This window comes from Granulicella mallensis, from assembly GCF_014203225.1.
Lineage (GTDB): Bacteria > Acidobacteriota > Terriglobia > Terriglobales > Acidobacteriaceae > Granulicella > Granulicella mallensis_A.
In genome coordinates, this window is the sequence record NZ_JACHIO010000002.1 from 234,779 (window position 1) to 257,381 (window position 22,603).

Annotated in this window: 15 protein-coding genes; 3 read left to right on the forward strand and 12 right to left on the reverse strand. The window is 55.2% G+C overall.

The features are described from left to right. Positions 1-23 precede the first annotated feature (23 nt). From HDF15_RS02795 to HDF15_RS02805, 3 genes are all read right to left on the reverse strand, one after another. Positions 24-1,817 carry a glycoside hydrolase family 2 protein gene (locus tag HDF15_RS02795; RefSeq protein WP_260330785.1) on the reverse strand — a complete coding sequence of 598 codons (1,794 nt, stop codon included), beginning with the start codon at positions 1,815-1,817 and terminating at the stop codon, positions 24-26. A gap of 467 nt (positions 1,818-2,284) precedes the next feature. After that, complete coding sequence (locus HDF15_RS02800) at positions 2,285-3,559, reverse strand: glycosyltransferase (protein WP_184252737.1); 1,275 nt, start codon at positions 3,557-3,559, stop codon at positions 2,285-2,287. A 235-nt stretch (positions 3,560-3,794) separates the two neighbouring features. After that, on the reverse strand, positions 3,795-4,928 hold the full coding sequence (locus tag HDF15_RS02805; RefSeq protein ID WP_184252738.1) for an ABC transporter permease: 1,134 nt from the start codon (positions 4,926-4,928) through the stop codon (positions 3,795-3,797). A gap of 566 nt (positions 4,929-5,494) precedes the next feature. Here HDF15_RS02805 and HDF15_RS02810 point away from each other — a divergent pair. Both HDF15_RS02810 and HDF15_RS02815 read left to right on the forward strand, forming a co-directional pair. Next, a complete protein-coding gene (locus HDF15_RS02810) occupies positions 5,495-6,580 on the forward strand; it encodes an SDR family oxidoreductase (protein ID WP_184252861.1) in 1,086 nt (361 codons plus the stop codon). After that, entirely contained in the window at positions 6,577-8,226 is a 1,650-nt protein-coding gene (locus tag HDF15_RS02815; protein WP_184252739.1) for a class I adenylate-forming enzyme family protein, read from the forward strand. The genes HDF15_RS02810 and HDF15_RS02815 overlap by 4 nt, the downstream gene beginning before the upstream one ends. 14 nt (positions 8,227-8,240) lie before the next feature. Here the strand turns inward: HDF15_RS02815 and HDF15_RS02820 are convergent, their stop codons facing one another. Both HDF15_RS02820 and HDF15_RS02825 read right to left on the reverse strand, forming a co-directional pair. Then, a complete protein-coding gene (locus HDF15_RS02820; protein WP_184252740.1) occupies positions 8,241-9,035 on the reverse strand; it encodes an outer membrane lipoprotein-sorting protein in 795 nt (264 codons plus the stop codon). Beyond that, positions 9,032-9,697, reverse strand: a complete 666-nt coding sequence (locus HDF15_RS02825) for an ABC transporter ATP-binding protein (protein ID WP_184252741.1) — start codon at positions 9,695-9,697, stop codon at positions 9,032-9,034. The genes HDF15_RS02820 and HDF15_RS02825 overlap by 4 nt, the downstream gene beginning before the upstream one ends. A gap of 801 nt (positions 9,698-10,498) precedes the next feature. Here HDF15_RS02825 and HDF15_RS02830 point away from each other — a divergent pair. After that, a complete protein-coding gene (locus tag HDF15_RS02830) occupies positions 10,499-11,239 on the forward strand; it encodes a class II aldolase/adducin family protein (RefSeq protein WP_221314244.1) in 741 nt (246 codons plus the stop codon). Positions 11,240-11,483: 244 nt separating this feature from the next. Here the strand turns inward: HDF15_RS02830 and HDF15_RS02835 are convergent, their stop codons facing one another. From HDF15_RS02835 to HDF15_RS02865, 7 genes are all read right to left on the reverse strand, one after another. Then, on the reverse strand, positions 11,484-12,533 hold the full coding sequence (locus tag HDF15_RS02835; protein ID WP_184252742.1) for an alpha/beta hydrolase: 1,050 nt from the start codon (positions 12,531-12,533) through the stop codon (positions 11,484-11,486). 624 nt (positions 12,534-13,157) lie between these two features. Continuing rightward, the gene (locus tag HDF15_RS02840; protein ID WP_184252743.1) at positions 13,158-14,231 is read right to left on the reverse strand and encodes a YncE family protein; all 1,074 of its coding nucleotides are present in this window, start codon (positions 14,229-14,231) and stop codon (positions 13,158-13,160) included. Between the two features lie 594 nt (positions 14,232-14,825). Then, positions 14,826-17,288, reverse strand: coding sequence for an ABC transporter permease (locus tag HDF15_RS02845; RefSeq protein ID WP_184252744.1), 2,463 nt, complete (start codon positions 17,286-17,288; stop codon positions 14,826-14,828). A 39-nt stretch (positions 17,289-17,327) separates the two neighbouring features. Further along, positions 17,328-19,103, reverse strand: coding sequence for an ABC transporter ATP-binding protein (locus tag HDF15_RS02850; RefSeq protein WP_184252745.1), 1,776 nt, complete (start codon positions 19,101-19,103; stop codon positions 17,328-17,330). Between the two features lie 98 nt (positions 19,104-19,201). Continuing rightward, complete coding sequence (locus HDF15_RS02855; protein ID WP_184252746.1) at positions 19,202-19,366, reverse strand: hypothetical protein; 165 nt, start codon at positions 19,364-19,366, stop codon at positions 19,202-19,204. Positions 19,367-19,415: 49 nt separating this feature from the next. Beyond that, on the reverse strand, positions 19,416-20,840 hold the full coding sequence (locus tag HDF15_RS02860; protein WP_184252747.1) for a PqqD family peptide modification chaperone: 1,425 nt from the start codon (positions 20,838-20,840) through the stop codon (positions 19,416-19,418). After that, a complete protein-coding gene (locus tag HDF15_RS02865) occupies positions 20,834-22,246 on the reverse strand; it encodes a PqqD family peptide modification chaperone (RefSeq protein WP_184252748.1) in 1,413 nt (470 codons plus the stop codon). The genes HDF15_RS02860 and HDF15_RS02865 overlap by 7 nt, the downstream gene beginning before the upstream one ends. Positions 22,247-22,603 lie beyond the last annotated feature (357 nt).

The window sequence follows — 22,603 nt, forward strand, 5'->3', positions numbered from 1 at the left end:
CGCTTCGGTTTCTGCCCTTTGTCCTATTCAGGCTTGCCTACGGAGTGCTCTTTGTAGGTCTTTTCGAGTAGCTCGAAGGCCTGCTTTTTCTTCCCGTCTTCGGAGATCAATCCTTTGCGATTGTATCCATCCTGCAACTTGGGGATGTTTCGCGTGGGCGAACGAAAGTCCACAAGTATCCATGGGCTGATGCCGCGGAGCTGGGGGATTTTATTGAGCATGACGAACTGGTGCTGGAAGACGTAGACCTGTTGCTCTTCAGTCCAGCGCTGGTTGGTCACGCCGTGGTTACCGTACTTGGCTTCGGCACCGAACTCACTCATAATGACGGGCTTTTGCGGGAAACTCCAGTGAATTCTGTCAGCGTCTTCGGGGGATCCATCATACCAACCGACGTACTCGTTCTGGCCAATGACGTCGAGCGCGTCGCAGAGAGGATCATTGTTGACCATTTCATTCCCATCAAGTCTGGGTCCGAGAATCGCGGAGGTAATAGGGCGGGTGGGATCAAGCTTGCGTGCTTCGTTGGCTAAGTCGGTGAGGAACCTGGTACGGGTGGGGTTGTTGGATGTCTCGTTAGAGATGGACCAAAGGATGACCGATGCCTTGTTGCGGTCACGCCGGATCATCTCTTTGAGCATAACGACGTCTTTGGCATAGACCTCGGGTTTATCAAAAGAGATGTGCTGCCAATTCGGTATTTCAGACCAGACCATGATGCCATCGCGGTCGGCCTCGCGCTCCATCCGCTCGTCGTGGGGATAGTGTGCGAGACGAACGAAGTTCGCGTTCATATCCTTCAAATAGTTGAAGATGGTGGTGACGTCTTCGTCGGTGTTGACGCGACCTCCACGAATGGGAGCCTCTGCATGCATATTTGCGCCCTGCAGAAAAATTGCCTTGCCGTTGAGCAGGATGCGGGTACCATCGACGCGAATATCGCGGAACCCTATGTCATCGGTCAGACTATCCTCGCCAGAAGTCAGGATGACTTTGTAGAGCTTTGGAGATTCGGGCGACCAGAGTGTGAGCTTGGTGGCTGTAACGCTAAACGGCGCGTTGCCTTCGGCGTCGGTCTTAACGGTGGTTTTAGCACCTGCCTCGGGGATGTTGATGGCGACGGCTGTTCCGGCTGGAGCGTCGAGAACATGGACGTAGCCAGAGATCTCGACGTTGCCAGGCTCGAATTTCGGACGATGGGCAAGGTGTACATCGTAATCATCAATGAAGGACTGGGAGACGGTAACGAGAGACACATCCCGAGTCAGGCCACCATAGTTGAACCAGTCGATACCGACAGAGGGAATGCCATCGACGAGTCGAGTAGCGTCGACAGCGATGACAACGAAGTTGGAGCCAGGATGCAGTACCGCAGTAACTTCGCAATCGAAGGGAGTGTAGCCGCCTTCGTGATCGCAGACCCGCTTCTGATTGACCCACACGTGAGACCGATAGTTTGCGGCGCCGATGTGGAGAAAAGAACGGGTGCCGGGTTTAGGTTGGGCATCAAAATCACGTTGATACCAGACGACACCCTCGTAGTTGAAAAGTTCTGGAACCTGGGTGTTCCAGTCGCCGGGGACCTTCAGAGTAGGCGCGGTAGCGAAGTCGTACTCCTCGTTGTGGATGCCGACGATGTGGGGGTGGGTGTTCATGGCATAGCTCTTGTCGTTGATCCCCCCGTTCGAAGTGTAGAGAGCGCGGCCAGGAGACTGATCAACGAGGTAATGCCAGTCCCCGTCGAGACTAGTGACGGTGCGGCGATCGAGGCCAACAAGAAGAGTTTGGAACGGTTGCTGGCTGAAAGCAGGGGTCATCAGTCCCAGCCAGCCAAGTAAACAGCAAAGAGCACAACGAATTCGCAACGAACGAAATGTGCGGCTTGAATACTCAATCATGCGAATCAGCACCTCGCCTTGAGCCTATAGTCTTTCGTTCACATCAGGCGACTACTAAATTAGCCAGAGAGCGCGGATGCAGGTTCAGATTCGAAATCTCAACGACAGGCCTCTTGCCATTTGAGTCTTCAGGAAGACATAGCCACACATTGATCGCAACAAATAACCGAGTTCCGCAATCTCAGCGCATCGTAACAGCGACTGCCGACGATGAGACCGGATATACGGCACCTGTGCCTGGGCCAAAGCGCCGGCCATTATCTGTATCCCCGGGGCAGGCCCTCTGCCGAATCCTGGTGCCCACGCCCAAGCGACGAGTGAATCCGTGCCGATAGGATTGACAATAGCTTCATGCCCGCAGCTAAGCGATGTGGCCATCCGGCAGTTCAGGCCAGGGGCTGAGTCGAACGGAGTTTCAGCACCTGTTCGATGAGATCTACAGCGCGGTCTGGCCCGTTTAACTGCTGGATAGCGCTCTGCAAAACCTGGGCCGCTTTGCGGTATCCGTTATCTTGAAGCACGAGAATCACTGCTTTACGCAGCTTGGCCGGGCTTAGCCTGTGCCGTGAAATCACAACGCATGCTCCGCGTGCCTTGAGCCTCGCCGCCACCCCGGGTTGATCGTTTCCGAGGGGTATGGCCACCATCGGCACGCCCTCGCAAAGCGACTCCAGAACCGTGTTCAGGCCAGCATGTGTGATCACCAGCGCGGCTCGCTTCAGAATCTCCAGTTGGGGAGCAAAGTGCACCACCACCGGATCGCCGGCCACCCTTCCCAGTCTTGCCGGATCGAGCCCGCCACCCAGCGAGATCAATAACTGTGCGTCGAGTCCGGCACAGGCATCTGTGATCGTTCTGAAGATAGCCTCTGAACCGTTCTGGAGAGTACCCAACGATGCGTAAATGAGTGGACGTCCGTCGAGACGGTCCCAGGGAAAATCGACGGCAGGACGCTGTTGAGCGTGTAAGAACGGCCCAGTATAGTGAAGCCCAGCCGGCTTCTTGCCGCCGATTTCGAACTCCAGTGCTTCAGGCAACTGTGTAATTTGCGCCAGAGGCGATAGCCCATCCTCGGGACGTGTTAAAGGCCTCAGTCCCCATGCGCTACGCTGCTGGTTCACTTCTCTGAAGATGGGGGTAGCGATCCGCAAAAGCAGATGAATTGCAAGGCGGTTCCGCAAACGGCTGAGCCGATCCTGTCCCGCCGCCCAGCCTAACCAGAAGGGCGGAAATCGGTCGTCAGGAAGGAGGGGAGGAATCAAGGCCAGGGAGATCCAAGGCAGGCCTAAATGTTCTGCCACGTTTCCAGCAAACTCAGCCTCATCGACCAGCAGCGCTTCTACATTAGCTGTTCGCACCGCCTCCGGTCCGTCGCGTAGGATCATCCGCGTCGAATTTCTCACCCGCTCCAACGTAAATCGAAAGGCCGCAATCCCTCTTAGCTGCGCTAGTTTCTCATCCAGCCTCTTGAGGGTGCGAGGCGGATAGTCTTTGAAGCCTATTCGACAGAACTCGATACCCGCCGCACGGACAACTGCCTCAACGTCCGATATCCCGAAGATTACTACCTCGTGGCCTCTCAGTTGTAGGGAATGCGCCAGCGCGATCATCGGATTGAGATGACCGGTCGCCGGAAAACAAAATGCTCCAAATCTTGCCATAGTCCTCTTCAATAATTCGTTGATTTTATGTGCCAGTAATGGCTGATACGTTAGCAAGTGTCCCAATTTCCTGCAGAGGTCCAACTTCAGCAGGGTGCCCGATGAAAACAATCTGCTGTATCGGCCTCGGGCAAAGCACCGCGCCTCATCTGAGCTCCTGGCTAGCAACTTGCCAACCATTGCGGTGGCAATATTCCACGGCCAGGATGGGGCGAACGGTTCTGTCCAAGCTCGGCTAATCGTGCCTCAGCGCATCCACAGGTGAGAGTTGCCCCGCGCGCCACGCCGGAAGCGCTCCGGCAATCAGTCCAGCGGACACCGCGATTCCTATCGCCTCAGTAAGAAGCTGCCAGTGGAGTGACGCCGAAACGAGACTTGCCGTACGTGGCAACGCCGCCAGCACTCGGAGGGCACACCACCCCAAAGCGATACCGAGGCATCCCCCGCCCAGGCCGAGTGTGACGGCTTCAATCTCAATGTGGGCCAGCACCTGCCATCGGTTCCAACCCAAAGCGCGCAGGATACCGATCTCCCGAGTGCGCTCGAATACAGACATCGCCATGGTGTTGGCGATTCCCAGTATGCCGATAAGGAGGGCCATCGAAGAGGTGCCCCAGGCAGATGCGTGGGCCAGTTTCACAAACTGATTGTCGCTGGCGCGCTCCGCAGCTGGGACTGCACGCATTCCCGGAAGAGCAGTTTCGATCTCAGCCTGCGCGTGCTTCAAGTATTCTTCCGGAGTCTCTCCGCGAGGCACTGGGCGCAGCCGAACATCAATTGTCGAAACTTTGCCTTGCAAGCTGCTTAGCTGCTGCAACTGATCCAGCGGCATGATGACCGCGTCCGCCTCAAGCGTTGAAGCACCGTGGTAAATGGCCGTTACTGTGAACGACGTGCCCTGAAGCTCGAGAATGTCACCAGGGGCCTTCTTCAGACCACGAGCGAGCATATCGCCGAGCATCACTTCGGCACGGCCGTCACGAAACCGCCGCCCTGCAAGAATTTGCAGAGAAGCAAACTGAAATGCATCACCCTTCCAGCCGTAAACAAGCGCATTCACGTCCGGTGTCAGGTCCATCAGGTTAAAGATAGTAGGTGACGCCTGCGCCACTTCGGGCATATCACTCAGCTTAGCCGTCGTCGACTCGTCCATCGAGGTATTCAGGAATGTTCCCTGAATTACGGCAATGTCAGTGCCACTGCTGGAGTAAATACGTGCCCACTGCTGTTCGAACGCGCTTGAAAAGCCCACCAGGCCTACGAACGCGCCAACCGCCGTTCCGATTCCAGCCAGTGTGAGCAGTGTCCTCAACCGCCGACGCCGCAGGTTCTTCAAAACAAATCCCGTGAATGACAATGATCTGGCCATGAACTTGGAATGCGTCCTTTTGTCTTCGCATTGAAGAAAGTTAAGCTGCTAGTTAGCCGCGACGGTGTCAGATGCGCCCATTCCAAATAAGAAGTTCAGGCGTTAATTCCAATTTTCGATCTCTGCCGTCAGATGCCCTACGATATCGCGACGTAGATTCCCCTCTGCGCAACTCCGTGCGCAAGGGTATGTTCTGCTAGGTCGTCGACGAAGCATCAGATGGTTTGGGCCTGGCTGGAGACCGCTCCCTGCTCTTACAGCCGTGCGGACTTGATGCCTTTCGGAACATCCTCTCTCTATAGCTTGCTGAGCCCGGATCGCCGACTGGTACCGCACACGATCCAGACGCCTTAGCAGACAGCAAGCGGCGCCACCTCGTGGCCATTCCGGTACTTCTCGCAAAGTTATTCTCTTGTCTCATGAGGAGAAAATAGTTCAACACTGCTCGCAGTATACTGAGCCTTAGTGCAGGCCGTCGCATAGGCACCCAACGGTCATGATGCCCCGGCTCTCTTTTTTGTGCGCGGACTAAGGAAGGTTTTGAACTGAATAACGAAGAGCTCATTCTGGTTACGGGCGCCACTGGCTTTCTCGGAGTGCAGTTGGTGCGCGAACTTCTGGAGCGGAAGCCGAACGCTACACTCGCACTGCTCATCCGCAACGGAACCGGGCAATCGGCTCAACAGCGCGCTGATTCCTTCATTCCTTTAGTGGAGCGGTCACGCGTTCAGGTTTTTGCTGGAGACGTCAGCCAGCCAAACTGTGGGCTGGACTCGGCTGCCTACCGGCGCCTTTCGGCTGAAACGACCCGAGTGATTCATTCCGCTGCAACAGTGCGGTTCGATCATTCGCTCGACGAAGCACGCCGCATTAACGTCGAGGGCACCCGGCATATTCTCGATTTTGCGGGCGGCGTGCGCGCGCTTCGAAGCTTCGCCTACGTTGGTACAGCCTACGTGGCCGGCGAGCGCTCGGGCCTGGTTCGCGAAAACGAGCTTGCCGTGGGCCAGAGCTATCGCAATACCTACGAACAAACGAAGGCTGAGGCTGAGGCCCTTGTACAATCGCGTCTCGGCTCTATTCCTGGCGTAATACTGCGTCCCAGCATCATCGTGGGGGACTCCAGAACCGGCGTCACCTCCAGCTTCAAGATGATGTACTGGCCACTGAAGATCTACGCACGACGCCTTTGGCGCACCGTCCCTGGCTATCCGGACGCAGTGCTCGACATTGTGCCCGTGGATTTTGTCGCCAGTTCTGTCGCGCAACTCCTCTTTGATGAAGCCGCCCTGGGCTCTACCATTCACCTTTGTGCCGGACCACGCTCCAGCGCGACTATCCAGCAGGTTGCCCATCGCGCCATGGAATACTTCAACGGTCCCGAGCCGCGTTTCGTTGATCCGAAATTTTTCTTCGCCGTGGTACGGCCGCTTCTGTTTCTCTCCCTGTGGGGACGCAAACGTCGTGTGCTGCGCGACGGCCGCGCCTATCGGGATTACTTCACTATGCGCATGCAGTTTGACACCAGCAATGCCGAAAGTCTTCTACAGCCTGCAGGGATGAGTCCGCCACCGGTACTCGACTATCTCGACCGCCTCTTCCATTATTGCGTGGCCAGCGACTGGGGCCGCAAGCCGGTCACTGCGCAATGAGCATCATCCAACGTTATCAACTCGCTCGGGACAGCGACGTCACGGTAGCCAATCTTGTAGATGAATTGGTTCGTCGCAAAGGGAATTGTGAGGTCGCCGTACATGAAAGCGGCATCTTTCATCTCTCGGATCTGCACAACGAAGTCTGCTCCATCGATACTTTTCTACGCCAGTCCGTCGCGCTTCGCCCGGGCCAGGCTGTTGCCATCTATCGCAGTAACAATCGCGAATGCTTCCATTGGTTTCTTGCTATTATCCGCGCGGGAGGCATTGCGGTTCCGTTGAATCCACAGCTCTCCCTTAACGAGATGCGCCGGATTCTCGCTGATAGCGGCACAGATATTCTGGTCACCGATAGGATGGTATTTGAACGGAACATCGGAAACCGCCAAGCCCTTGAGGTGCGCACCTGGATACAGGCGGATGATGAGAAGGAGACGCTCGACGGATTTCTGCGCGTCTCTCAGACTGGTATGCCGGCACCACCCGTCACCATCGACCCGGCCGCAACGGTTGCCATCTTTCATACCTCCGGCACCAGTGGATTCCCCAAGGGCGCAGCCTTGTCAAGCAATGCTCTACTTGGAGCGCGCGCGTCTACAGTACTAACGGGAATATTTCTGGGGCCACGGGACCTTGCACTCATAGCGCTGCCCTGGTCACACATCATGGCTGTAAGTATTGCTTTGTACGGCCTCATGGCGGGTATTCGCGGATGCTTTCTCGATCGCTTCGATGTCGATGCTGCGCTGGAGCTTGTTGAGCGCTTTCGCATCACGGCCTTTGTTGGCGTGCCCACCATGTTTGCCCGCCTGGTCAACAGCAACCCGGCACCTGCACGCCTGGCGAGTGTGCGTGTTTGGCTCTCGGCCAGCGACCACCTTCCCTCCGAAGTTCGACAGCGTCTGCGCCAGTTCGGAGCCCTGTTCCGGCTGTTCGGTCGTTCGCGTATCCCACCCATTCTGCTGAACGGATATGGCATGGTCGAGTTGGGCGGCCTCGCCATGATGGGCATTGAGTTGCCGCTGCTGAGAGGGAGTGGCGACCTGTGTCTCCCTGTGCCACCGTTTCGCATTCGGCTGGTCGATGAGAATAGCCAAAGCGTGCCCGCGGGTGTCACGGGAGAATGCCAGATTCGACGCCGAGGTCTCGCTCCGCACTACTGGAAGGACAAGGCCGACACTCAGGGCCTCCTTACCTGCGACGGCTGGTTGCGTACGGGCGACCTGGCTACGCGCAATCGCCTGGGATTTATCCGGCTGGTTGGGCGCACAAAGGATGTGATCAAATCGGGCGGCTATTCGGTGTACGTTCGCGAACTCGAAGAAGTAATGCTGGCCCATGCTGCTGTGGCCCGCGCGGTTGCTTTCGGCTTGCATCATCAAGAGAAAGGCGAGATCCCCGTGGCCGCAGTTGAACTGCAGCCAGGTTTCACTGCGCAAGAAGTTGACCTGCTGGATTGGTGCCGTAATAATCTCGCGGCATATAAGACGCCGCGGCGCATCTGGATTCTCGCCTCTGGCGAGCTGCCGCAGAATCACAGCGGTAAGTTTCTTCGTCGAGTGCTGCAGGACCGATTCTCAGAGGCTGATGGACTGAAGTCGCCGTTACCGGCACCTCTCGTTGCTCGATCCCTTTCAAAATAGTACGACTGAAAGGGTCATGGGTGATCCTCAAACCGACTGATCTGCTCGGGACTGAAGTCCCTGATGCCAAGTTTAGCCTTCGCGCTTCCTCGTTCGATAATCAAAACTGTCGATCCAGGGTGGCCATGTATCTTTACTTCCACCTGTCTGGCTGACCACACCCCTCCCGATTGACTCAGACCGAAGTACGTAAATTCTTTTACATCTCCGCCGTATTTCGGCTTCTTTTCCACATAGATGGGGTAGCCGATCGTGTGGTCGAGCCAAGTTTGAACCTCGGCATAGTGCGAACGATCTGATTCGCTCGGTGCGCTCCTCAGTACATCGCAATCGTGAGCACCAAATCTGGCACTCTTAAGAAGCGTCTGGCGCTGCCAGTAGTACTCCGGCTGCAGAAAATCCTCATAGTTGAAGTCGCTTCCAATTACACTCTCGCTCCACTTCTCAAAAGGCAACGTGGCTGGTTGGGACTCGTGTGGGCGGAAAATCCGAATCGTACTCTGGCCGCTTGGCCGCATTTCAAACAAGATCGTGACGCGCGGATTCTGGTCCGCACTTCCCGTCGAGTTTCGAGATGGAACCACCTGCACGAGCACGCGCAGAACGCCTGGAAACCAGTGCGCTGCCATGGTGATGGCATTGCTGATTCGATTCCCAGTTGCATCCACCCGTATCAGGCGTCCGCTGGCGCGAAAATCCGTAGCCTCGATGCGCTTTCGCGCGATGGCAACTACCGCTGGCGTATCCGTTGCGTGCGCAGAGGTCGCAATAATCAGCATCGCCGCAGTCACAATGGAGGCGAGTCTCATGGCACAATCCTTCCATCATGAATGCGAATGTGCCGTTGCGCAGAGTTCGCAATCTCCTCCTCGTGCGTGATGACAATCAACGTCATACCTCGGGCCTTCTGAATGCCAGTGAGGATTTCCATGATCCGCATGGAGTTCGTGCTGTCAAGATTACCAGTGGGCTCATCTGCCAACAGGATTGAAGGGTTATTGGCCAGTGCACGAGCAATCGCTACGCGCTGCCGCTCTCCCCCGGAGAGTTCATTCGGATGCTGACGCATACGGTGCTCCAGCCCCACTTCACGCATCAGTGCCTCGGCACGTTCCGCCCTATCGCCAGCACCATTTCTCGTAGCGAGCATGGGGGCCTGCACGTTTTCGACAGCACGCAATGTGGGCAGTAGGTAGAAAGCCTGGAAGATAAAACCAACATGATTGCAGCGATAGGCGTCGAGGCTAAGAGAAGACCCTAGAGGCGTGCCTCGAAAAAGAATAGCGCCGTGGGTGGGCGTATCAAGGCCGCCTAGTAAGTGGAGTAGGGTCGATTTACCACTGCCGCTGTGCCCGCTGATGGCAACAAATTCGCCAGCGTCGATGGAGAGATCGACGCCGCGGAGAGCTTCGATTCGTCCTTCGTCGTAGTTCTTGTGCAGGTTGCGTACTTCCAGAATCGGACTAGCCATGACGCAGCGCCTAAACCTTAGAAAGGCTTATGCCGCGCGAGGCTGGAAACACTCCGGCAGTTAGTTTCGCCAGCACGACAACGCTCAGCAGCTCGTCTGGGAACGGGTGAAAATAGTGAATCGGACTAATGAATGCCCTGCTCTCCCTACTTGCCACGCAGAACCTGATGAATGTCCGAAGGCGTAGCCGTCCCATATCCTTCCTGACAAATCGTACTGACGACAATTTTGAGCTCATGCGCTTGAATGTGTCCTATCGTGGTCGAGAGTGGAGCGCCAGCTATCCTGTAACTGCGCGGTGTTTATTGCCAAGAGACTTCCAAACGACTGCACCTTGATCGCGCGATTGGATACTGGGTCAAGCTAGAATACCCGAGCAATTCTGTGTACGGTGCAATATCAATTTGTTCAGAATACCCCATATCAGCACCATCGTCGCTATAGGTCTCGGAGATCATCGGCTCCTTGCAGGTGGGAAACGTAACATTCTGATGATCAACTGGAAATTCTCCCAAGCGCCGCGCGCCTCAAGCTCTAATGCGTGCCGCAGAAAACAAGACGATGACGTCGCCCCAGAGTCGTTCGCACGGCCTCATCACAACCCTGCATGCCGGAGCTGTTCCCAGCGTGAGGACATTCTAATCGGCTGGCTAAGTGCTGGTCACTTCTTCACAGTGTCAGATAGGATTGGCCAATAGCGTAAAGCGCAGGCGATGTTCTCGTCGAACCGGACACGCGAACCACAAGTCCCATTGAAGATCTTTCAGCTCATCCCCAACATAGATCGACAGGAGCAAAGTCTTGAACGAAAGTGGATGCACGACAGAAGAAGGATTACGGCGCGAACTCGTTAGATTCAGCAGGTGGCTGTCTCGCCTCGGCTTTACCCCCGGGACCTCTGGAAACCTTTCGGTACGTCTCGACTCGCGAAGACTGCTGGTTACACCAACTGGCATGAGTAAAGGTTTAGTTAAGACATCCGACATGGTGATCGTTGACCTCCACGGGCGGCAACTCGCGGGCTCAAGGAAGGTCACTAGCGAAATATCCATGCATCTTGCCATCTATACGCAACGAAAGGATGTAGATGCCGTCGTCCATTCTCATCCCCCGACAGCGACAGCTTTTGCCTGCTCGGGGCGAGCTATTGATGAGATTCTCTGTCAAGAAGCAGTGATGACGGTTGGAGCCGTTCCCTTGGCCTCTTATGCAACCACTGGAACGGCTGAGGTGGCGGCTAGCATGAGACCTTTCATCTCGGAGTATGATGCGATCCTTCTTGAGAATCATGGTGCGGTCAGCTATGGCGCGACGCTTCTGGACGCTTTCATGAAGATGGAGACCCTTGAACACTTGGCTCACATAGCTCTCGTTGCCCGTCAACTCGGGTCGGCTCGTCCACTTGGCCGGGACCAGGTACAGCAGCTCCAGAGTGCCCGCACGAAGTACGTTGAGAACGTTCAGGAAGAGGGTTTGTCCCCGCAGTCAGGGAAAGAACAAGCAGAATATAAAGCTAATGACATATCCGACAGTTACTTGTAGGTGTGGTGCTTTGTCCAGTCCTGACAGCTTACCTTCTCGTTGCAAGTCCCACGATTGCTTCAGGATAGGATCCGAGTTGGTCCGTGGCGATCAAGGACGGTGGCCAGTGGTGCATCGTCCTTGATCGCGTCGCTAAGAAAACGGCAGGTTATACGCGTTGCAGTGGTCTAATAACATGAGTGTCGATCAACATGGCACACTCAAAGGCGAGGCCGTTCACTAGACCCCCAGCATCACGCCCCCATCAATCGGCCGACACGCTCTCCCCCATCACCGCTTCGTAGGAGAGCCTGGACAGTAAGGCCGTCATCATCTCGCGAATCTGCTCGATAACCAGCTCCGGCTCATCAAGATGTACCCAGTGCCCACTCTTCTCCGCGATCAACTGTTCCGCATCCGGCCCAATCTTCCTCAAATCCGCGTCCGAGATCGCCTTCGGATGCCCCGGCGTCAGCAACACCACCGGTAGGCCCACGATCGGCGTTGCCTCCAGCATCTCCATCACTGTTCCCGGAACTCCCTGGATATGTGCCGTCAACCCGCGAAAGTAAGCCGGGTTCGACCAGTGCGCCGCCACGATCGGCCACACCGTCGGCGGCATTTTGTTCAACTCGCTCGTCAACCGCTCAAGCACATGATGGCCCCCGGTCGCGCGCGTGAAGAGGTTTGTAAACTTGCCCGACCGCCGGAAAAATGACATAGTAGTCAGTCGTGCAAGACCCGAATAAGCAATCAGCACGCCCCACTGGGTCAGCTGCACCCCACGGTTCAACAGCCTGCGCTGTGATTCATCCACCGGCGGCCACTCGTCCGTGCGCATTGCATCTACCAGCACCGCGCCTACCACCTCGTCGGGATACTCGGCCGCAAAATATCGCGCCACCAACCCGCCAAATGAATGCCCCACCAGCAGGTAAGGCGGCGCAATGCCGGCCGCTTGCAACATCGCCCGCAACTCCTCCACCACCTTCGAAGGAATTCGTTCCGACACTGCCGGTGTACTCCAACCCAGCCCCAACCGATCGTAAGAAACCGTGTGCGCGAACTCGCTCACCGACATCTGAATCCTGGCCCAGTTCTGACTCGTAGCCCCAATTCCCGACTCGAAGATCACCGACGGCCCAACTCCATCGCCCATCTCCGTCATAAACAGTCGCCGGCGCTCACCGATGTCCACTAACCGGCCCAAACGAAGAAAACGCCTGCGGTCGTACCGTGACCCAACCCACTGATACAGCAATCCCAAAACCATGATGATGGGAACTAAGAGGAAAAGCCACAACAAGCGAACCATGTACTGCTCTCCTTGGAGATGGAGCTGATAAGTCTTATTTCTTTCCGTGCAGCCCTTAGAATCGAAGCTGCGAAGAAGCAACACTCTATTCTTTCATCTTTCCATGCTGGATAACGACGACATTCGTTTCTCGCCCCACTCTCAATCCCGAAAGCGAAACAAACCGTCGCCCTTCGCGTATGTCGGACCATTTAGCCTCGCCTTGTCTACTTCTCTATCATCTCTACAGCCTGTGCCACCGTTGCTGTTCTCAACCTGTACCAGGTTCTAACTATCATGAACCCTTGAATTTCTATTGTGCGGAGGCCATGAGCAGAGTGCTGTAAGCGATCGTAGATTTTGGTAAGGATTTGTAAGCGACAAGTGGAGAGGCGAGTTTGACTAGAGCCGACGCGAGGTATCCTCGCGTCAGGTTTGGTGAGTCCAGCACTTCATTACACATTCCGGCGCGCTCTGCGATGGCATTCGTGTTGAAACCTTCGAATCCGTGAAGCTCAAGAATGCGAGCCGGCGCTTCCAGAATCACAGCGACAAATCTGCGGAGCGCTTCTGCTGCGGGCAATGAGGGAGCTGTCCGGGCGGAGTCACTTGAACAAGAATTCTGTTATCGCAAGTGTCAGGTGGTTACTTGCCGATCACAAGTATCTGGAAAGAGTGCGGGATCATCGGCGCGCGAGGACTGCGCGGCGAGACCGGAGCACCAGCAGGCGGAGTCGTACCCGCTGCCGAGGTCGGCGCGCTTGGCAGCGGGCCAAACTCGGCGGTGATCGTCAGAATCTGATTGGTCTTTGTATCCAGGGTCAACACCTTCGCCCGCGCTGGCGTCGTGACCGTCTGCTCGACGGAGAAGCTCGTGGGCGAATTCTCCTGCACCACCGTAAGCGTCCCATCACCTTGCGAGCTGAAGGCCTCCATTGTGGCCGGATTGAAGATGGCACCATCCGACCCATTGCCAATCGGAAGATCGGTGATGATTTGCCCGTCCGTAGCTGACAGAACGATCATGTTCTTCTTGTCGCGGCATGAAGCGAAGAGGATATTGTTCTTCGCATCCAGCGCAAGGCCGGCGCATCCTCCACCCTTGCTCGAAACGTCGTACCTGCCGATCATCTTCATGGTGTTCGCGTCAATCACCGCGACGGCGGCCTTGTCTTCGATGTCGACGTAGATCTTGCCGTGGCCATCAGTAACAGCCTGCTCAGGTGCGCCGCCGATGTCGATGGTGCCAAGGATCGAGCCATCCTTATCGTCGAGCACAGTAATATTCGGCGCCGAATGACTTAAAACATAAAAGCGGTGATTGTAGGAGTCGTTGAGGTAGCCGTCCGGATTTCCTTGTACGTCGATCTTCTTCAGAATCGCAAAGGTCTTAGAGTCGAACATCGTTACTGGCTTAGAAGTTGCGAACCCGTGTCCCGTCGCGGCGTCAACCGCTGCGCCGTGCGCGCTCACGCCCGGGATATCTCCTACCTGTGCCAGCGTGTCGAGGTTATAGACACCAATGTGGCCTGCGGGGCCAGACCGAGCGACGTAAAGGTTGCGGCTGTCAGGGTCGGCCGTAACGTAATCGAATCCTCCATCGCCTCCGACCAATTGAATCCTGAGGACCTTGTATGGACCGCTGTCCTGAGCTTTGGCGAGGCTCGCAAGGAAGAGCATCACGGCGAGGGTTGCAACGACTAGCGGCTTGCATGACATAGTGATATCTCCAGCTAAGGTCTTCCCGGCTCACTCGCCGGCTCGGATTGTTTAAGTCGAGGATCGATTTCCGCTTCTTCAAATCGAGCATACGCGCTGCAACCTGAAGGTCCGCTGAATGTTGGCGTGTTGGGGTCCGCTAAGACTCAAATGTACGCTCAAGGATGTCAGATGAGGAGAACCTTTAGTGTCGCACTGATATCCATCCGGGCCCAGAGTGGTGTGAAGACGGCAAGGTCACCGGTTCTTTATGTTGCGGAATGAGGATCGCGTTGAGAGATAGCCTGACCAGGTATAAACGGTAAGCTTGCCATGTCTTTGAGCCTGAGACTCAACTTTGACCGTGTGTTAGCCGCCAGCAGAAGTCTGGGCGGAGTGGTATGCGATAGCGTACTCGTTACGAATATTGCGGGCGTTGGAACGGAACCTTGAGCGTTGAGAGAATGCCATACATATAGCGCTACTGGAACGGGGCCGATCCAGAATACGGTGATGGGATAGAGGCAGAGAGCTCTGCCAATCTCTTGCGTAGGGTCGAAGCAGCCCTTAGAAGACTCGAAACTTTGCCAAACGGGACTTTTCCAGCGGTTCCTATCAAATACTCTTCAACGCCTCCATCGGATCTATCCTTGAAGAACGAACCGACGGTATAGCCGCGGCGATCGCTACTGCGCAAAGTGAACAGATCGCGATGATCACATAGGTCAATGGATCGTTGACCTGAATACCAAAGACGAAAGACTTTACGAGGTGATCGCAAGCGAGAGCGAGGATCACTCCGGTGCTGACTCCAACGAGCGCACTTAGAAGAGCAAAGCGAGCAGAAAGAGCCAGAATATTTCCTCGTCTCGCCCCCAGTGCGATCCGAATCCCCATCTCCTTCTTCCGCTGAACGGCTGCGAAAGAGGTCAGGGAATACTCCCCAACAAGCGCCAACGCAAAAGCAATAGCAGCGAGAGCAGTCGTACCGATCGTCATAAAGGACTCTGGCAAAGCGGCTCTCTTGATTTCAGAAGAGACGCTAACGAGATCAGTCACTACCAGGCCTCGATCCAGGCGCGCAATGATGCCTTTCAGATTCGAGTCGAGCAGAGATGAATCGGCGGAGCTCCTGAGCACCACACTCATGCGCCGCAACCCATTCCAGGTCGGATGCTCAAGCATCTCGGCCTTTTCCTGAATGAGCGGGGTGTACACGTGAGGCGTTGCCGACAAGCGGACAGTCGAATCCTTCACGTCGCCGACCACGCCCACCACAGTAAGAACAACCGAGGGGCCAACCGTAATCGTTTTTCCAAGAACGTCGGTACTACCCCAAAGGTGCGTTGCCAGTGATTCGCTGATGACCACCGCAGGGAGGGATTGCGGCTGTTCTGCAGTTGAGAATAAGCGCCCTGCTATCAAGCGAACGTGCAGCGTTCCGAGGTAATCTCCCGTTGTCCACGTTCGTACGACAGGAATATGTTCCCGCGCAGAGGCACGATGGCCATCTACAGCATGGACAGTCTCCGTCTCCGTAGCGTCGAGAGGGAGGTCCGTGCCGATACCTGCCTGTGTTGTTTGCGGCAAGCCAGTGGCTCCATCAAGTACGGAGCTGTAGAACTCACGAATCGCGGTAGCGGATTTATAGCTTTCTCTAGGGAGCGTCGCAGTCGCAGTATATAGGTGGTCGGCTGCTACCCCAATATCCGCGTTCCGCAGGTTATACAGGCTTTTGGTCAGAATACTGCTAAGCAGCAGCAACATCACCGAAAGCGCTACCTGTCCGCTGACACAGATTTGCTGAATCAGACGAACCATCTTCGACCCCGTGACACGCATATCCGCTTCCTGAAAAAGACGGCGTCCAAGCACAGTCATAGAGACGGTGCTGATTTTGTAGATGGTAGTGCTCAACACAGCCATGTACACCAGAAACATAAGTGGGACAAACCACCAGGCACAAGGCACCACTCTCCAGTAAGGAGTCAAATTACTGAGATAGTTGTTGAGGCTGTACAAACCCACCACCCCGATAACTAATCCAAGCACCGAGGCCGTGACCGAGATAACAGAGCTTTCGGCGATCGCCTGATGCAGGAAATCGCGTTTCCCTGCCCCTAGAGCAACCTGGATCGCATACTGCTTGTTTTGCTGCAAGCCACGGACCAGAAGGATTGTTGCGGCATTGAAGCCTGCGATGATCAGCAAGAGCGCGGATGCGGCCAATAGAAGCTGAATCGGTCGGCGCTCACTTGCTGTCACCGTCTCTTTCAAGCTGGATAAGGTAATTCCATTGGGCTGTTGGTTTGTCTGGTCGCCACCTGTAGAGATGTAGTCCTGATGCAGGTTTGCAACGATGGTCGATGCCTCTGATTGCGCTTGATCTATCGTCACTCCAGCACGAAGCCTTCCGAGAAGGGAGTATTCGAACATGGCACTGCGTGTGGTGGCCTCTTCTTGCGAAAATGCCGCAGGAACCACTACCTTGGCAGGAACATTGTTCTCCGGAAATCCCACCAACGGGAAGGAGAAGTTATCCGGGAGAACTCCAACGATTTCATACCGTTGCCGATCCAGTTCGATCGTCTTTCCGATTGCAGACGTAAGCCCGCCATAGCGGGATCGCCAGTAGCTCGAAGTCAATAGAACGACAGGAGGCGCTCCTGCCTGTTCGTCTGAACGCGCGAAGAGCCTGCCGGCTAGTGGGTGAGACTCTAAGAGGTCGAACAGATTGGTTGAGGTACGCAGCGCCGGTATCCGCTGAGCCCCATCCGAGCCTTGTGTATCAAAAAAACGCGTCTCAAAGATGGCAAGCTTATCGAAGCTTCTTTGTCGACCCGCATAGTCATTGAAGATCCCAGGCGAAAACGTGACACGATCGTCACTCCCTGGCAGCTGCAACCATCCCATGACCAGGGTATCCGGCCGGGGAAACGGCACCGGCTTGAAAAGATACGTCATGGCAATGCTCCACACCACAACCCCACAGGCAAGCGCCGCCGCAATCGACACGATTACAAGAAGGAAGCCGCGCAGTTGATGCAGATACTTGTTTGCTCTTGAAGTGAAGTTCATCCTGCTGTATCTCCTGAAATCTGTTTCTATCTGGTCAGGTCAAAGTTCAACCGCAGAATATCCGTTCTTCACTGCGAAGTCGGAACTAAAGTCGACAAAAGGACTCGCCGAAGCTTCTTCTCTGCGCTTCGCCAGGTAATCGTGTGGACTTGAAAACGACAGCATATGTCCCTTTTCGATAGTCAGGACGCGATCGAATTCGAGGAGTCTGGAATGGTCGTGTGTTACGACGATCGTCGTGACACCTGCCGTAACATCTTTCAGCCGCTCAAAGATCTGCACGGCCGACACTGAATCGAGCGAAGATGTTGGCTCGTCCAGGATCCAGATATCGGGACGTCGCAAAAGCATGCGGGCCAGCGCGAGGCGCTGACGTTGTCCGCCAGAAAGCGTCAGCCCTCGAGGACCCACCGCTGTCTGCAGTCCCAAAGGCAGTGTTCCAAGAAACGGTTCTAGTCCTGCCAGCCTTATCGCCGCCAAGATATCTTCTGCGCTGGAGGCGAAATCCCCAAAGCGGATGTTTCCTTCTATCGTGTCGTTGAAAAGTGCAACGTCTTGTGACACCACACCGATACTCCGCCTAAGGATTGGCAGCGCCTGTTCGTTCAGTGGCTTACCAGCGATTTCAATGTAACCGCTCGAAGGTTCGTAGAGGCGAGTCATCAAATGGATCAGAGTGCTCTTACCAGCACCGCTTTCGCCGATGACCACGATGCGTTCACCCGAATTGACAGCGAAGCTGACGTTGGCAAGAGCCGGTTGCTTCCGGCCCGGGTATGTAAATGACACATCGCGGAATTGCAGCGCACCTGCCAGGTGCGGACGGTGGGGCAACAGATGACGCCACTCTTCCTTATCAGGCAGCGCCAGGAACTCCTCGATGCGAGTGGCGGATGCGAGTCCGCTCGATATCTCGATGGCCCTGCCTGCAAGAGATTGGATCGGCCCATAGACACGGGTAACGAAGAGGTAGAACGCGATCAGACTTCCAACGCTCATTGTGCCATGAATGACCGCAAGCGCTGACAAGTACAGTACTACGATACTGGGGAGAGCCGAGAAGATTCCAATCAAGTAAATGGAGACAAACTTGTATCTCACATTTTCAAGACCGGAATCAACGAGGTCGGCATTCAAAGCGAAATGCCGATCGCGCACATATTGTTCTCCACTCAGAAGCTTAACCAGGCTTATGTTTGTGAACAGCTCCTGTGCAAAATCCAGCAGACCTACATCTTTGTCACGAAATTCCAGCGCTAATCGCTGCAGACGTTCACGCCTCAGATACGTTGTGGCCAACATCGGAATTACAAATGAGAGCGCAACCAGCGCCAGCTTCCAGTTCATCCACAAGAGCAGTCCAGAGATACCAAGAGCTTGAACCAGATCTGAACATAGCGCGAGCAATGTGCTCATCACTGTGCCGTATAGTCTGGTTGTATCTGTGCGCAGACGCCCGAGTAGTTCTCCAACACGCGTGACCGTATAAAACTTCATGTCCTGTGACAGGAGCTTTTCCAGCAGATTATTCCGTAAAGAAGCGATGACTCGATTCCCTGCCCATTCGTGCAGATAATCCATGAAACCGCGACAGAGCCCCAGAAACAAAACGAGAACGACGAGGTAGACCGTCTGTCTCCATAGCAGCCCGGAGTTGTGTCCGGCAATAGCTCGGTCCACCACCGAGCGGATCAACAGTGGCGGCAGCAGGGAGAGTGCTGACATCAAGGCTAGCAGCAGAAAAGCTATCGTGTAGGCAAGGCGATACCGCTTAAAGTAGGGGAAGTATCGGGTAGTAAAGCTTCTTACTGTCAATCTTCTTTCCTCCAACGGCTATCAAACTCTTCCGCAGCGTCTTCCTGGATAATTGAAAAAACGGAGTGTACTTCAGGAAGCACACTCCGTATCTTCGTTTAGCAGAAGCAGCAACCACAAATGGTGCTGCCGCCCTTCACTACACCAGCCTGGCTGATAAAGGCTGTCGACAGGAGATCGGAGGAATTTTCTCCGCTCTCTTCCATCTGTGGCTCGACGTACGCTTCGTGCTTCGGTTCGATGCTCGTGTTCAGATCATTCATGTCACTTCTCCTTTTGGTGGTGCAGTTTGTACAACCTCGTGATGGCGGCTCAGCGAGCTGCGGCGATAGCCTGAATTTGAACAAGGCCACCGTGAATAAGGTTCCCGGCATTTTGGGCATAAGGATCGCTGCCCATACTCGCGGCGACGCGTGCGACTGGCGAATCCGGCGCCATGGCTCGACCGCGATAGAGAAGATCCGCCGTCGTTATCATGCAGGCTTCGGATACCGGAGCTTCTTCATGATGCTCCTGGTTGAAGCCGCGAGTTGCGGCACAGGGCACACAGTCCGGATCGTTGGAGCAGGAGCCGCATCGTGTCGGCTTATAGTTGACGATGCTTTCCCGCAGCTCATTTCTCCACGGTGAAGCCCAGATGTCTTCCAGGCTTGTCGTGCGGAGATTTCCCAGGCTGGCGTTGTTAATCACGTTGCACGGATAGATATCTCCGTGCGAGGTGATCCTTCCCTTTCCACGGGCCGCCGTGCACTGCACCTGTGGATTCGGTGGTTTGGTAACGCCGGCTGTATGGAGGGCAGCCATCTGGGCGACCGAGATACCCAGCTTCAGTGGCTCCTGAGAGCCGTTTCTGTTGGGCATCAAGGTTCCATCGATGTCGTAGTCCGCGCCGATGCTGTGAGCGAAAGCAGGAAAACCGAAGGCATCTTCGTAGTTGACGGCCTGCACTACATTAACAAGGCGGACCGGGATTCCGCGTTCGATGAGAAGTTTCGCTGCGCGTATGCTCTTTTCAAAGGTTCCCGGTTTCCGAGTGATCGCTTCGTGCACCGCGGCAGAGGTGCCATACACACTGATCTGAACAGCTCCAATGTGATATTTCGCTAACTGATCGGCGACAGACGCAGTGATGAAATTGCCATTGGTGAAGAGTTCGAAGAGAAAACCCTTTTCCTGGGTATAAGCAATGATGTCCATGATGTCTCGTCGAAGGAAGATCTCCCCACCGGTGAGAACGACCTCTGGACAACCGTGTTCAGCAAGCTGGTCAAGATAGCTGCAGACATCCGCGAAGGGCATGACATCTGTCTTGGAGAAGTCAAGATAACAATGCTGACATCGGAGATTACACGGGATGAGCAGATCGATCCACGTCCGAAAAAGCACATGGTTATCGAAACAGATGTTCCACAGTCTTCCGTGGCTGTTGAATGGCTCTTCCGCGCTGGCGGGCGCCTCTCCACTGCGCTCCTCCAGGGTGACAAAACCGTGTCCCCAGAGGTTCTCGAGGAAATCCTGAACGGCGGCTTCTGCTTTCGCGAGAGGAACCTTCACGCGTGCTGCAAGGCTCAGCGCAATTTCCTCAGGAGTCCTGCCAGCGCGAAGCTCGTCCCAGAGCTGAGAGCTAACGCCTGAGAACACCCATGCCTGCTGGGATCGCTGGTTGATAAGGCAAAGGTGAGCTCCAATTTGGCGGGTTCCAACCTTATCGCGCAAGGTAACGGCTTGGGTCAACATACGGTGGTCTCCTTTGTCTCCGTCCAGTTCTGATGTAGCTCTGCATAGTGCCGAGGCACCGGCGCACAGGCTTGCAGGTTCCCGGTTTCCAGATACGACATCGCCGGGCATCGCTGGCAAGACGTATTCAGAGAGCATTCGGGGCAATCCGAGTCCTCTTCAAAAACCTTCCTAAAGGTCGAGAAGCTCTGCGAATACCAGATCTCGCGTAGCGGAGCGTCCTTGAGATTGCCGAGCTTGAAGTCGGTGAGCCACTCGCACGGACTTACAGAACCATCCGGCGTAATCGCTCCGCGCACGTGCCCCGGCTGGCAGTCCTTCATGTGGAGGCTTCCTGGCGGACAAGCATCCTCAGGACGAGTGTCCAGCATCTTGTTGTACTGCTCATCTGTCAGCAGCTGCACCAGTGGGCCTTGATCTCGGTCTGTTCTTGGGATTAGATTGCCAGAGCTGATCAGATACTTAGCGCCGAGAGAGCGCATCGTTTTTTCAAAGATAGGAATACCGGCAAAGTTATCCTTCAGCGTGATGAACTTCGCCATGGCCGGGATGCCGCGCTCGGTGAAGAGCGTCAGGAGTCGCGTACTCTTGGTAAATCCACCGAAAGATCGCGACAGCGAGTCGTGTGTAATCTGGTCAGCGCCATAGAAGCTGACTTCAAGCATCTGGATGGAGTCTTTGATTGATGTCAAACGGTCTACAACCTCGTCGGTTACCAAAGAGCCGTTTGTGTTCATCAGGATAGAGAAGCCCAGCCGCGACGCCTCTTCGATAATGTCCATTGCATCGCGACGGATGAAAAGCTCTCCACCGGTGAGAGTCACGGTGTGGCAGTTCATCTCCTTGAGCTGATGCAGGACGTCCATCCATTGCTCAGTCGATAGCTCTCGTTCTTTTCCGCTGTGGGTCGTGTTGTAACAATGCACACAGCGGTAGTTACATCGATAGGTAAGTTCCAGGTGCATCTTCTGGATGAAGTGGTTCTGCCAGTAGGCAGATTCGATCCGGTCACGAACTGTCGTCGCATTCGCGATGTCTCGCTTAGGTGTCAGACAGATCGAAAAAGGACTGTCGTTCTTCGTCACACCCGTCTCTGAATTGCTCCCTTTATCGAAAGTCGACAACGCAATATGGTCCGTGTGCCCATCCGAGTATGTGAGGGCTCGCGCCCGAATCAGGCGCCGGATGATTCCCGCGGCGTCCGCGGCCAATTGATCAAAGGGAACAATGGGATATTGCCGGGCCAACTTCGTCACCAGGTCGGTATCTTCTGTCTTGCCATCCACCAGATCCCAGATCGTTGTGGCCGTTTCGTTTAGAAACAGTACATGCTGGCCGATCTGCAGGATGGAATTGCTCTGTATTCGGCGATACGGCACTTGACGTTGCACAAGAACTGCGGCCATAAGACTCCTCTGCGATACAAAGCCATCTGACGCCAAACATAGCGCCGAGTTAGAAAATAAGCCGAGGCGTTCGAAAAAGAACGCAACTCCGCGAATGCGCCTGGACTAGCCGAGCACTCTGCTCTCGTCTCGCTGAATAGATTGACTACCTTGTCTTACTTCGTCGCCACTTGCGAAGCGCACACGAAGGCGATCTTGCCCTGTGCGCAGGACGCGATGAATGAATTACTGAGAAGGGGATGTAGGGCTGCATTGAGAACATATCTCTAATGGCGAACTCCTTGATAGGGCTGCATGTACTGCTCTGGTAGTCAACTCACACAATTGTTCAGCGCGGATACGTTGATCTTGTGTAAC